This is a genomic window from Bacteroides intestinalis, assembly GCF_003464595.1.
Taxonomy (GTDB): Bacteria; Bacteroidota; Bacteroidia; order Bacteroidales; family Bacteroidaceae; genus Bacteroides; species Bacteroides intestinalis_A.
This window is the reverse complement of the sequence record NZ_QRZF01000019.1, coordinates 115,335-128,671: the sequence shown is the minus strand read 5'-3', so window position 1 is coordinate 128,671 and position 13,337 is coordinate 115,335. Positions and strand designations below refer to the sequence as shown.

The 13,337-nt window shown below is 53.9% G+C and carries 7 protein-coding genes and 1 pseudogene; 6 read left to right on the top strand and 2 right to left on the bottom strand.

Annotation, left to right across the window (positions count from 1 at the left end; genetic code table 11):
* Positions 1 to 307: 307 nt before the first annotated feature.
* Together DWW10_RS20655 and DWW10_RS20650 are read right to left on the bottom strand one after the other, a co-directional pair.
* Positions 308 to 1,528: an IS91 family transposase gene (locus tag DWW10_RS20655; protein WP_008620106.1), complete on the bottom strand. Its 1,221-nt coding sequence runs from the start codon at positions 1,526 to 1,528 to the stop codon at positions 308 to 310.
* 116 nt (positions 1,529 to 1,644) lie between these two features.
* Positions 1,645 to 2,763: a tyrosine-type recombinase/integrase gene (locus DWW10_RS20650; protein WP_118487251.1), complete on the bottom strand. Its 1,119-nt coding sequence runs from the start codon at positions 2,761 to 2,763 to the stop codon at positions 1,645 to 1,647.
* A 312-nt stretch (positions 2,764 to 3,075) separates the two neighbouring features.
* On the opposite strand from DWW10_RS20650, the gene DWW10_RS20645 reads away from it, so the two are divergent.
* The 6 genes and pseudogenes from DWW10_RS20645 to DWW10_RS20615 all read left to right on the top strand — a co-directional run bounded on the left by DWW10_RS20645 (position 3,076) and on the right by DWW10_RS20615 (position 13,266).
* Positions 3,076 to 4,533 (top strand): DUF3945 domain-containing protein, encoded by a 1,458-nt coding sequence (locus DWW10_RS20645; protein WP_007558960.1) that lies wholly within the window; start codon positions 3,076 to 3,078, stop codon positions 4,531 to 4,533.
* Positions 4,534 to 4,536: 3 nt separating this feature from the next.
* Entirely contained in the window at positions 4,537 to 4,752 is a 216-nt protein-coding gene (locus tag DWW10_RS20640; RefSeq protein WP_004319199.1) for a hypothetical protein, read from the top strand.
* Positions 4,753 to 4,767: 15 nt separating this feature from the next.
* Entirely contained in the window at positions 4,768 to 6,867 is a 2,100-nt protein-coding gene (locus tag DWW10_RS20635) for a type IA DNA topoisomerase (RefSeq protein WP_004319201.1), read from the top strand.
* Positions 6,868 to 7,010: 143 nt separating this feature from the next.
* A complete protein-coding gene (locus DWW10_RS20630) occupies positions 7,011 to 7,460 on the top strand; it encodes a DUF1896 family protein (protein WP_181993236.1) in 450 nt (149 codons plus the stop codon).
* Positions 7,447 to 10,899 (top strand): annotated as a pseudogene (locus DWW10_RS20625) (N-6 DNA methylase); the annotation flags it as partial. The gene DWW10_RS20630 and the pseudogene DWW10_RS20625, both read left to right, overlap by 14 nt.
* Positions 10,900 to 11,463: 564 nt before the next feature.
* A complete protein-coding gene (locus tag DWW10_RS20615) occupies positions 11,464 to 13,266 on the top strand; it encodes a reverse transcriptase domain-containing protein (RefSeq protein ID WP_008646012.1) in 1,803 nt (600 codons plus the stop codon).
* Positions 13,267 to 13,337: the final 71 nt, after the last annotated feature.

Genomic DNA, 13,337 nt, shown 5'->3' with positions numbered 1-13,337 from the left:
TTTTCTAATTCTTTCATATTCCTTTTTGATTTTTAGTTGCGGATAATGTTTAGAGGATAGCCGACCGTTTAGGGCGGTTCATCCTCATGTTCGAGACAATTTTTATTTCCTTTATTACATACTATATAGAACTTCAATTTTTGACTGCTGTTTCCGGCAGAAAGAGGTGTGAAGTTCATGCCCGCACCCCGTTCGTTTCATTACTGCTCTTATCCGTATTTCATTCATTTTTCAGTTCTCCTTTCTTTCTTTTCATGGGATTTCACTGTTCTTGTTCACGGCAGGACATAGCTATCCCATGTTGCTGTCATGCCGCTTTTTTCCGGTGTATGTCGCAATGCTCCAGTATTACCGTGTATGTCATGCCGCCACCCGTTACCGTAGTGTGGCTGTAAACTCTCGTCCGTCCGCAACGCTCGCAGAAATACGGGTTTTCATATCCGCTTTCTGCCTGTTGCAACTCGGCTTCCTCTATCTCGCTTTCATCCTGCCCGAAGTATTCTTCCGGCAGGCTGCCTTTATTGGAATAGAAGCCGTAGTACCTCACGATGCGGAAATAGCGCAGTGGAACGTGTTGCAGCAGCCGGGGGAAGAACTCCCGGTAATGCAGCGTCAGTTCCTTTTCAACCGGGTTCCTCCTGTCGGGTGAGTTTTTGTAATCACGGTAACGGAATGAAATGTTTTCGCCGTCCATTGCCGTAATCTTGTATTCACTCAGGCACGCCCGTTTGGAATATCTGCCCACATATTGTATCACCTGTTCCGGCATCTGTATGGGTGGTTCCAAATGCACTATCCAGTCCTTTTTGTTTGCCACTTTTTTGATGAAGCCCATAAACTCCATGCGGTCACGGAAGTCATGCTCCAGCCTGCCCGCATCGAACAACTCTATCAGGGCGTGTTCAAACTTGTAGCGGAATACCTTACAGATAGAGGGGATATGCACGTAGTCATGTTCGGGGATGACTATCTTACCGTCGTTATCTATGCCGCCCCATGACATAATCATGTGCGTATGTACATGGAGCTGTTTCGTTTCCCCGTAGGTATGTAGTACGGCAATTACCCCGGTTTTCAAGCCGAACTTGTGCATCATCCAGTCTTTCAGCGTTTCAGCCGAAGTACGCATCAGTATATTCAGCATTTCTTTCCTGTTGCGCTTCACCAAGTCCAGCAGGATATGCGGCAAGGTCATCACCACATGGCGGTGTGGCACCCGCAGCATCTTTTCTTTCATGCGTGCCGCCCATTTCAGCGTGTCACGCCAGCCGCATGACGGGCAAAAACGGTGTTTGCAACTATGGCTGATTTCCCGTACTTCCCCACAATCGGGACAAACGTATGTATCTATCCCCAAAGTGGTTGTGCGACATACACGGATAGCGTTCACCGCCTTGTACTGTTCGGGGGTGATGTACTCCGCCGGGTGCTGTGCGTATTCGTCCCACCACCGATTGAAGAAATCGGACAAGCGGTACTTCTTTTCTTTGCAACCGTCTGTATATATGTCGTTTAGCACTTCTTTCATAGCTCGCACACAAATCCTTTTTTACTCCATTTTAATATCTAATCATTTGATTATTAGTTGTTTATTGTCTTGAACGTTATACTATCAGCCGATTTGGCTGTTATTTTCTTTAAGTATCAGACCTCGTCTTCCTCCATCAACAGATCGTCCAACGGGCTTTTGATATTGCTTTTGAAAGTGTCGGCTATGTGGACATACCTTTCCGTTGTCTTGATGTTGTTATGTCCCATAAGCTCTTTCACTATCTTGATGTCGGTTCCCTGCTCCAGCAGGTGAGTGGCGAACGAATGGCGCAGCAGGTGCGGATAAATCCGTTTCGTGATTCCCGCTTCCCGGGCCGCTGCCTTCAGCCGTTTCGACACGATGCTCTCGGTGAAAGGTTCGCCCGGTCTGTGTTCAAAGAGCCACACTTTCGGTTTGTATAGTCTGTTATATTCCGTCAGCTTTTTCATCAACGGTCTTGACAGCAGGGTGTAGCGGTCTTTTTTTCCTTTACCCTGCCGCACCCGTATCAGGGAGCGGGATTCGTTGATGTCGCCGGGTTTCAGTTCCAGCAGTTCGCTGATGCGCAACCCTGCGGAATAGAGTATGGAGAACATGCAGAAGAAGCGCAGGTCTGTCACCGTCGCGTCGAGTATCTTCTTTATTTCCTCCTTGCTCAACACGTCGGGCAGCGTCTTCTCCCGTTTGGCACGGTTCACCTTGTAACACCGCCGTTCCTGACCGAGAACTTTCTCGTAATAGAACTTGATGGCGTTGATACGCTGGTTTTGCTGGCAGGAGGATATGTTTTTCTCGTGGATGAGATACAGCAGGTAGTCGTTTATCTCGCCGGGGGTAACCGTTTCAATCTTACGCCCCTCGAAATGCTGTTGGAAATCGCGGAAATAGGAGGTATATACCCTTACGGTATGGTCACTGTAACGCACTTGCTGAAGTTTTTCCAGATAGCCTTCCGGCAGTGGCGGCCGTTTGTCTTCCTCTTTACGGGGGGCGGTTTCCTTGATGGCAGAATAGTCTATAAACGCCATTTTCACATAGCGGTCGAAGAACTCGGCAAGCACGAAATCTTCTGCCGGCAGATAAGCCCTGCCGCCGACAAGCAGTACGTTTTCTTCCTTCGACAGCGACAAGCGGATGTCATTGTCATTACCGAAAGTCACTTCGACAAATTCTCTCCCGTTTCTTATCACCGGAGAAAGTTTGATCTTGGTTTTTGGGGTATATATTTCCATGCCTCACGTTTTGTCGGATATTGAAACCCGTTTTCGCAAATTTATAAAAAAACACGGGTTATCCATGCGCTTTATTGACATTTAACAATAGATCCCGACTACCTGACAATAAGGTGAGGAGCCACGAAAATACCCTCTGCCAAATCCGTCCTTCCCGGCACTCCGTTTCTCCGATTTCCTCTGCCCTGCGCCACAAGCGGCCACTTCTGTGCCCGATGCTTCCATAGCCTTTCCAACTCTTTTACGTTCAGCCGGTTCCCCTTACTTTCGTTCCCGCATCGCTATTGGTGCTAACTAAAAACACTCGTAATTATGGACGAAAACGTAAAGAACGACGCTAAACAAGTCATGCTCGTTCAGAATGCCGACGACGGACGACTGCAAGCCGTTACCGGCGTGGATCGGGACGGCAATATCCAGACCGCCGACCCCACGGATCAGAATGTGGCGAGCCTGCTGAACGTGAACACGCAGGATTCAGCCCTCGAAGCCTTCTTCAAAAAGTTCATGGAACAGGCCCAGAACCCCGTCCACACGGGTATCTTCGTCATGACGGAGAATGCCCTGAACAAACTTATCCGCATCGACTTCGACCCGGAGATTCTGGAAAATTACCGTATCGACCCCTCCGAACGGCTTCAGACGCAGGAGCAGCGGCAGTTCGAGCCGCTGGACGTCACGAAGATAGACCTGGCGGATATGGAGAAGAAAGGTATCCGCATGGAGGACATCGAGCCGCACCTGAAAGCCATGTCTTACGGACATAAATCCAACGGGCTGGTGGAGATGAACCCCGAACTGGAGAACGGGATGCGTGTTTCCACCAAAGGGCGCGTGTCGCTCGAAGAGCAGGCGGACGGCTCGCTGCGCGTCGTGCCGCATTACTGGCAGGAACGGCCCGACCTCGACGCCCCCTTCCACGGGGTGCTGCTCGACGAGGAGGCGAAAACGAACCTGATGAACACCCGCCACGCCGGGAAAGTGATCGACCTGGAGCTGGAGCCGGGCAAGCTCACGCCCTGCTACGTGTCGATAGACAAATGGACGAACACGCTGGAACCCATGCCCGTTTCGTTACTCGAAAAACGTGCCCGCATCAAGGAGGCCGACCTCTCGGAAGGCAAGCAGATGGATTTCTACGGCGGCGGCAAGGTGTTGCTCGAAGGATATACCACCCGCGCGGGTTATAAGCGGGATGCCTATATCCAAATCGACGCGGCCGAACGTAACTATTCCTTTACCTACGACGGTTTGGATCGCAACCGCTACGCCCAGGAGAACAAGGAGATTTACCGTCAGAAGGCCGCCGAGAAAAACGGACGGCAGGAAACTACGGCCTCCGAACGACAGCCCACGCTCACGATTCACCGGACAATCCTCAAAGCCTCCGTGCCCAAAGAGGCTTATGACCAGTGGACGGAAGCGGTGAATGATCCCTCCAAGCGGGCGGATGTCAAGGCTTTCTACATCAAGGGCATGGTCAAGGACGGGCAGGGTGAGCCGTTCAACGCCTGGGTCAAGCCCAACTTCGAGCGTAACAAGATGGACTTCTTCCGCTGGAATCCCGACCGTGCGAAACGGCAGGGAGCGGAGGTCAAACCCGCCGTTGAAAGCCGTACCCAGGTCGCCGTCAATTCCGAGGGCAAGACCGTCGAAGCGGTCAAAGGTGTGAAAGAGCCGCTCAAGCAGGGACAGCAGGAAGCCACCCCGACGCAGAAGAAAAATTACCGCAGCAGCAAAAAGAGCAACTCCAAAGGTGTCAAGGTATAACGTATGAAATGGTTCTACATGCAGGCCGGAGCCATGCCGCTCCTGATCGCGGCGCTGGCCGCCTTGTACCTCCGGCCGGGTAAACGCAGCCCCCCGGAGGAGGCGGACGACGGACGGCAGTATTACGACGGGAACGGCAACCATGTCTATTACGACCGCCGGCTGATCGCCCGTCCGGAAAAAGAGAAAGAAGAAGAACTACAAGAAAACAACCACTGAAAAATCCGAATCATCATGCAAGTAATTATCGCAGAAAAGCCCTCGGTGGCGCGTGAGATCGCCGCCATCGTGGGAGCCACGAACCGTAAAGACGGTTTTATCGAGGGAAACGGCTACGCCGTAACCTGGGCCTTCGGCCACCTGGTCGGGCTGGCAATGCCCCAACAGTACGGCATCGCGGGTTTCCGCCGGGAAAACCTGCCTATCCTGCCATCATCGTTCATCCTCCTGCCCCGGCAGGTTCGGGAGGGTAAAGAGTATAAGGCCGACCCGGGTGTCGTGAAGCAGCTCGGTATTCTCCGGGAATTGTTCGGCATGGCCGAGCGCATCATCGTCGCGACCGACGCGGGGCGTGAAGGGGAGCTGATCTTCCGCTACATCTACTCTTACCTGGAATGCCGCACCCCTTTCGTGCGGTTATGGATCAGCAGCCTGACCGACCGGGCCATCCGCGAGGGGTTACAACACCTCCGCCCCGGCAACGAATACGACAACCTTTACCTCTCGGCCAAAGCCCGCAGCGAAGCCGACTGGATCGTCGGTATCAACGCCTCGCAAGCGCTTGCCGTGGCTGCCGGGCGGGGCGTCTGGTCGCTCGGACGGGTGCAGACCCCCACGCTGGCGATCATCTGCTCCCGTTACCTGGAGAACAAGGCGTTCAAGCCCGCCACCTATTTCCGGCTGAAGCTCTCCACGGCAAAGGAGGGCACGGAGTTCACCGTCCTCTCCACGGAGAAATTCGACGGCAGGGAGAAGGCGGAAGCAGCCCGCGCCGAGGTTATCGGCGTCCGAACGGTACGCGTCGTGAACGTGGAGCGCAAGGAGGCCAGGGAACAGCCGCCTCTCTTGTACGACCTGACGACACTCCAAAAAGAGGCCAACAGCCGGTATGGTTTTTCGGCAGAAAAAACGCTCGACATCGCCCAGTCGCTTTACGAGAAGAAGTTCATCACTTATCCCCGTACCGGCTCACGCTATATATCGGAAGATGTGGCCGAGGAGATTCCGGCACTCATCGGGAACATGACACGCTATCCCCGTTTCGCGGAATACGCGGGCAGGATGGATACCGCATCTCTCTCCCGCCGAAGCGTGGACAACGAAAAGATCGCCGACCACCACGCGCTGCTTCCCACCGAGAACCTCCCCTCCGAACTGGATGCCGACCACCGCATCGTCTATGAGATGGTCGCGGGGCGGATGCTCGAAACCTTTTCCGGGGCCTGCGTGAAAGAAAACACTTTCCTTACCCTGCAAAGCGCGGGACATGATTTCACGGCCCGCGGCAGTATCATGGTCGAGACGGGCTGGCGGGCCGTCCTGAATGAACCTGTCGAAGAGAAAGAGGAGGACATGACCCTCCTTCCCGACATCGTGCAAGGCGACGAGCTGCCCGTCAAAGGATGCGGCACGGAACAGAAACAGACCCGGCCGCGCCCCCTTCACACGGAATCGAGCCTGCTGGCGGCGATGGAAACCGCCGGACGCGAACTGTCCGACGAGGCCGAACGCGAGGCGATGAAGGATGCCGGCATCGGCACGCCCGCCACCCGTGCCGCCATCATCGAAACGCTCTTTGCCCGCGAGTATGTCAGGCGAGAGAAAAAGTCGCTTGTACCCACGGACAAGGGACTGGCCGTGTATGCCGTGGTCAGGGACAAGAAGATTGCCGATGTCGCCATGACGGGCGGCTGGGAACTGGCCCTCTCGAAGATCGCCACCGGGGAGATGGACGCCCCGACGTTCCATCGCGGTATCGAGGTCTTCACCTCGCAAATCGCCAAAGAACTGCTGGAAGCAAGAATCGACGGCGCGGAGAGTGACACAGCCTGCCCGCGTTGCGGCAGGCCCGTGGTGTTCTATCCCAAACTCGCCAAGTGTCAGAATCCCGATTGCGGCCTGACCGTATGGAGAACCGTGGGCCGCAAGGAGCTGACCGACAAGCAGCTCGCGGAACTGCTGACCAAAGGCAAAACCGGCACGATCCGGGGATTCGTCAAAAACGGCGGCGGGACGTTCGACGCGGCCCTCACGCTCGATGACCAGTTCAAGACCTCGTTCGTTTTCGAGCCGCGCGATACTCCCAGGCAGGGAAAGAGGAACAAACGGAAATAATCGTTACCTTTGCCACTGGAAAAGACCTGTCATAACGAGATACGCTTGTTTGATAAGGATTTTTTCAGTGGTCGGCGCTTCGGGTGGGAACCCGGGGCGCCTTTCTCTTCCCCGATTATCAACGACCACTAAAAATTCTTATCATGCCAGACAAGCAACACCATACCCCCACGGGGGAATTGTCCTATTACGGACTTTCGTTACTATCCTACCTCAAGGACAGCCACCCGGAACTCATCGCCGAAGGTGAATTCATCGCCGAGCGGGCCGACAGCGCCGCCCAAGCGTACAGCGAGGCGATCCGTTCGGGCTGCAACCACATCGAGGCCGAAGAAATTGCCCGCGAGGAACTCTGCCGCGGACTGCACTTTTCACCCTACAACACGCTGGTAAACATCCTCTGGAGGGAATTCGAGGCGGAGATTCCCGAGGATACCGCCCGGCAGGCGGCTCTACGCCTGCTGCCCCTCTGCCGCGGGGTGCTGGAGAAGTACGACCTCACGGACGACTTCGCCGATACGCCCGACTACGAACTGTTCTATACCGAACTGACGGGAACCATCCAAATACTTCTCGAAGATGGCATTCAATAAGAAAACCCACCTCCGCCAGAATATCGACGCGCTGAAGACGGCCTTCACGCTCGACAGGGAACGGCGGGCGCCGACTCCCGAAGAAGAAAGGACACTCGGCGCATACAGCGGCTTCGGCGCCATCAAGGAAGTGCTGGAAAACCCCACCGGGAAACCGGACAAGGACGGCATGGCAACGCTCGTGGCCGAGTTGCACGAGGTCATCAGGGCGAACACCCCCGACGAACGGGAATACAAGCGCTACATGGACGGGATCAAGAACTCCGTCCTGACGGCTTTTTACACGCCCCCGAAAGTGGCAGACGCCATCGTGGAGGCGATATGGGACACGCGGATCGTCCCCAAACGTATTCTTGACCCCAGCGCGGGAACGGGGGTTTTCGTCAGTGCCGTGGATTTCCACGACCCCTATGCGGAGATCACCTGCTTCGAGAAAGACCCCGCCACGGGGTTGATCCTGAAGCACCTGCACCCCGAAAAACGGGTGCGGGTACAGGGATTCGAGCGCATCGAACCCAAATACGCCGGTTACTACGACGTGGCCGTGAGCAACATCCCTTTCGGGGATGTGGCGCTCTTCGACCCGTTCTTCTCCACCCATACCGACCCCGTGCGGCGGCAAGGCACACGGGCGCTGCACAACTATTTTTTCATGAAGTCCGTCGATATGGTACGCGAGGGCGGCCTGGTGGCATTCATCACCTCGCAGGGAGTATTGAACGCCGAGCAGGGACGCCCCGTGCGCGAGTGGCTGATGAACCGCTGCGAGCCCGTATCGGCCATCCGGCTGCCGAACAACCTCTTTACAGAACACGCGGGGACGGAGGTCGGCAGCGACCTGGTTATCCTGCAAAAGAAAGCCGCCACGGGGGAACTGTCCGAACGGCAGCAGGATTTCATCGAATCCCGCAAGCTGTCGAACGGCATCCAGATAAACAACCTTTTCCAGTCGTTCGACAGAGTGATCCATACCGAGGCCAAAGTAGGCAAAGACCCCTACGGCAAACCGGCGATGGAGTTCACCCACGCGGAGGGCGTGGACGGCATCGACCGGGAGATGCGGCGTATGCTCTCGGAGGATTTCAACCGGCATTTCAACGAGAGTTATTGCCTGGAACATGCTCCGGAACAGACACCCGGTACACCGGAGCGGGAGTTGTCCCGTCCCCGTCAGGCGGAACGCCAGCGTGCCGAAAGACACGAGCCCCGCCTTGCCGGAGAAATCGTCAAGGAAATTATCGCCGACGCCCGTAACCTTCAGCAGCAGCGGGAAGAGGAGGAAAAACGCCGTGTCGTCGCCGAAATGGCGGCGCAGGGCTACCATGTCGATACCGAAACCGGGGAGATTACCCGAATCGAAAACAAACCCGGACAAGCGTTACCGGATTCTGCCGCCACACCCGCCGGAGAACCGACCGGGGAGGATCTGGCCGACTTCGGGGCCTGGTCGAAGGAGCGAGAGAATCGCTTGTGGGAGCAGCACCCGCCGAAACCCGAAGATTTCGGCATGGCGGATACTCCCGTGCAGCACGTGGGCGGAATAACAGAACCGAAACCGCGGGAGGGCTTCGCCGGGTCGCTTTTCGACACGGTGGAAACGGCGGCTGCCGAACCGGTAAACGTGCAGCAGGAACCGTTGCTGACGCTCTACGATCTGTTCGGCTTCAGCGCCGAGGAGCGGCGGCAGGCAGAACTCGGTATATCCAAGAAAAGGAACAGCCGCCGGGGAGCAAAGCGGAAGACGCCCCGACAACCCTCGTTATTCGCCCCGGCCTCCTCTCCGGAGGAACAGAAGAGCGAAATGCCGAAAACGACGCCACCGGAGCGTGATCCCGAAGACTTGTATGCCTCCCTGAACTGGGAGGACAACCCGCCGATCAACGGCTTTTACGAGATGATGATGTCGCTTACCCCGGAACGGAGGGCGGAACTGCGCCGACAAAGCGCCCGGCAGCAGGAAACCCCGGAACAGCGGGAACGGCAGGCGGTACGCCCCCCGACGGAAGCCCCGAAAGACAGACGAAAACAAGCCGCCGGTACGCCGAGAACGGGCGGCCTGTTCGACACGTCGGACAATCCGGAGGAGGAAGAACCCGGTAAAGAAACGCCGCAGATACGGGAGGCGGATATGAAACCCCGCCCGTTCGAGGGTGAGGTCGCCCCCTATTTCCGCGAGGGGACATTCGTCACGGACGGACAAAACCGGGTCGGCTACCTGCGGGGGATTGAATCCCTGCAACCCATGTTCCACCCGCTGGAACTCACGCCTGCACAACGGACGAAAGCCTCCATGTATATCGAGATACGCGATGCCTATTACCACCTTTATAACAACGAGGCGGAAACACTGACGGCGAACCCCGCCCTGCGGGAGATGCTCAACCGGCTTTACGACAATTTCACCGAACGCTTCGGACGGCTCAATGACAAACGCAACCTCGACCTGATCAAGATGGACGCGCGGGGGACGGAGATTCTATCGCTGGAGCGTTACATCGACGGCAAGGCACGCAAAGCCGACATCTTCGAGCGTCCCGTGGCCTTCAATCCCGATGAGATCACGCACGCCGACGACGCTTCGGAGGCCCTTGTGGCCAGCCTGAACAAGTACGGCCGGGTGGAACCTCGCTACATGGCATCGCTCACGGGAACTACCGTGGAGGGAATACTCGGGGAACTGAAAGGACGCATCTATTACAACCCGGAAACGGACGGCTACGAGGTGGCCGACAAGTTCATCGCCGGCAATGTCATCGGGAAAGCCGAACGGATCGAGGCGTTCCTGCGGGAGAATCCCGACCACGCCCCGGCCCGGGAATCGCTGGAGGCTCTGCGCGAGGCGACGCCCAAACCCATCGCTTTCGACGACCTGGATTTCAACCTGGGCGAACGGTGGATTCCAAAAGGTGTTTACGAGCGTTTCGCCTCCTCGCTCTTCGATACGGAGGTGAAGATCACCTTCGCCTCCAACCTGGACGAGTACGGCGTGAAGGCGGAAGCGACGAACGTGAAGATCACGGAGCAGTATGCCGTCAGCGCGCAGACCCGTAAGTACAACGGCCTGCACCTTTTGAAACACGCCCTGCAAAACACTTCGCCCGACATCACCAAGACCGTCCTCAAATGGGTGGACGGCGAACGGCGGGAGGTCAAAGTGCGTGACGGGGAGGCCATACAGCTCGCCAACAGCAAGATAGACGAGATCCGGGGTGCTTTCCCCGAATGGCTGCGCGAGCAGTCGTCCGACTTCAAAGACCGCCTGACAGACCTCTATAACCGTACTTTCAACTGTTACGTGCGCCCGAAGTACGACGGGACGCACCAGGATTTCCCCGACCTCGACCTCAAGGGGCTGGGGATAGACAATCTGTATGACAGCCAGAAGGACGCGATATGGATGGACAAACTGCTCGGCGGAGGGATAATCGACCACGAGGTGCTGCGCCCATAAGGGCATATAGTAAATGTAGGCTTAGCAACCTACCCGGCAAGGGTTTTCAACGCCGGTCATTAGCCAACTTATCCACTTAGCCGAAAGGCGGTGGGGAGTGTCGCATGTTGGAAACGGCATAAGTCAGCTAACTATCATGCTGCTACTGAATGTCTAAATGAAATGATAGATATGAGGATGAAGACTATACTGTTTGAACGACAGTCCGAGTTGTTAGTTGGTAAACCCCGACGGAAGATAGTTACAAACGTCGGGCTGCAATACTTCTACTTTCCTACCTCAAGTACGAGAGCCGAAAACCGATTGCAGAACAGCCGCAATAAGCGGAAAAGGACGAAAATCGCATCCGACAATCTATTGAGCTATGTTACTATATGTCTAAATGGGGATTGTCTAAGTAGGAATGCCGAAAGGCTATGGGGTTTGCCCCCTGAATATCCTATATGACAACAGAGTCTCCGTAGTAGTCCGAGCAAGGGAAAGCCTTGTACATGGCGAAGGGAGACAGTGAGTTATTATTTAATATGTTTAACGAATGATGTGTGAGACATTATGAGAGATTCAGCAAATGTATTAAACAGTCTGGCTGGGCACAGCCAAGACCCTAATTACAAGTTTGAACGGCTTTACCGACTGCTGTTCAATGAAAATCTGTACGCACTTGCCTATCAAAAGTTGTCGCAGAATGCGGGCAACTATACGAAAGGCACAGACGGGCAGACCATAGACGGAATGAGCATAAAGCACATTCACTCTATCATTGGACAGTTGAAAGACGAAAGTTACCGTCCGTGCCCTGCACGGAGAATTTACATTCCCAAAAAGAATGGCAAGCAACGTCCTTTAGGCATACCAGCCTTTAAGGACAAACTTGTACAGGAAGTTGTAAGGATGATTCTTGAATCCATCTACGAAGGTCATTTTGAAGACTGCTCGCATGGATTCAGACCACACCGTGGCTGTCATACGGCTATGGCTTCCTTACAAAAGGGAGGTACGGGAGCACGTTGGTTCATCGAGGGAGACATCAAGGGTTTCTTTGACAACATCAACCATGATGTTTTAATCGGAATCCTTGCTGAAAGAATCAATGACGAGCGTTTCCTGCGACTGATACGTAAATTCCTCAAAGCAGGCTACATGGAACAATGGGAGTACAAAAATTCCTATATCGGAACACCGCAGGGAGGCATAATAAGTCCGATTTTGGCGAATATTTATCTTGACAAACTCGATAAATTTATGCGGAACTACATAAACGTCTTCAATAAAGGTAAAGCACGTGTACGCAACCCCGAATATAAAAGGGTTGCAAATCGTAAGGACAAACGTGTAAAGAAACTGAAGAATGAAACAGACGAGCAGAAGAAAGAAGCATTGCGCAGGGAGATAGCCATTCTCCACCGTGAGATGCAACAACTTCCTGCAACTCTTGACATGGACGAAAACTTCAAACGCATGAGGTATGTACGCTATGCCGATGATTTTCTGATTTGCGTAATCGGAAGTAAAGAGGACTGTGTAAAAGCAAAGGGGGACATTAAGACCTTTCTGCAAGATACGTTGAAACTCGAACTTTCGGATGAAAAGACGTTAATCACCAACTCACACGACGCAGCCAAATTTCTCGGCTTTGATGTTACAGTCCGCAGTACGGACAAGACGAGAAAGGATTTCAGAGGAATCCCCATACGCTCACTTGACCATAAAGTGGTTCTTCTCCTGCCTTATGAGGTTATGAGAAAGAAACTGCTTGACTATAATGCGATGCGCATAATAATCAAGAATGGCAAGGAAGCATGGGAATCGACCTCACGCCCGTATCTCCGTAGTAATGATGACCTTGAAATACTCAACCGATACAATTCGGAAATTCGGGGAATCTATAACTACTACTGTATTGCAAACAATGTCAACATTCTCAATAGTTTCTATTACTACATGAAAGAGAGTATGTATAAAACATTATCATCCAAGTATGAATCAACCGTAAGGAAAATAATCCGTAAATATTGCCGGAATAAAGTCTTTACAGTAAGGTATGAAAACAACAAGGGCGAAATGTTGGAACGTACTATTTATCATGGAGGGTTCAAGCAGAGAAAAGACGCGCGTATTGACAATGCGCATATCATGCCCAGTTATCGCGGGACTGAAAGTACCAGCCTTATGGCTCGGTTGAAAGCCCGTGAATGTGAATATTGCGGAGCGGAGGACAACCTTAGAATGGTGCATGTCCGCAAGCTAAAAGACCTGAAAGGCAAACAGGAGTGGGAACGCTTCATGATTGCCAGACAGAGAAAAACAATAGCAGTATGTGAAAATTGTTATCGTAAGATTCATGAAAAGAAATAGACTGAAAATAACCATGGAGAGCCGTATACATGGAGACGTGTACGTACGGTTCGGTGGCGAGCGTTTAGAAA

Excerpts from the sequence above, each read along its gene's own strand:
- DWW10_RS20635 (WP_004319201.1), top strand. The coding sequence starts at position 4,768 with ATGCAAGTAATTATCGCAGAAAAGCCCTCGGTGGCGCGTGAGATCGCC.
- DWW10_RS20645 (WP_007558960.1), top strand. The coding sequence starts at position 3,076 with ATGGACGAAAACGTAAAGAACGACGCTAAACAAGTCATGCTCGTTCAG.
- DWW10_RS20655 (WP_008620106.1), bottom strand. The coding sequence starts at position 1,528 with ATGAAAGAAGTGCTAAACGACATATATACAGACGGTTGCAAAGAAAAG.
- DWW10_RS20630 (WP_181993236.1), top strand. The coding sequence starts at position 7,011 with ATGCCAGACAAGCAACACCATACCCCCACGGGGGAATTGTCCTATTAC.
- DWW10_RS20640 (WP_004319199.1), top strand. The coding sequence starts at position 4,537 with ATGAAATGGTTCTACATGCAGGCCGGAGCCATGCCGCTCCTGATCGCG.
- DWW10_RS20615 (WP_008646012.1), top strand. The coding sequence starts at position 11,464 with ATGAGAGATTCAGCAAATGTATTAAACAGTCTGGCTGGGCACAGCCAA.
- DWW10_RS20650 (WP_118487251.1), bottom strand. The coding sequence starts at position 2,763 with ATGGAAATATATACCCCAAAAACCAAGATCAAACTTTCTCCGGTGATA.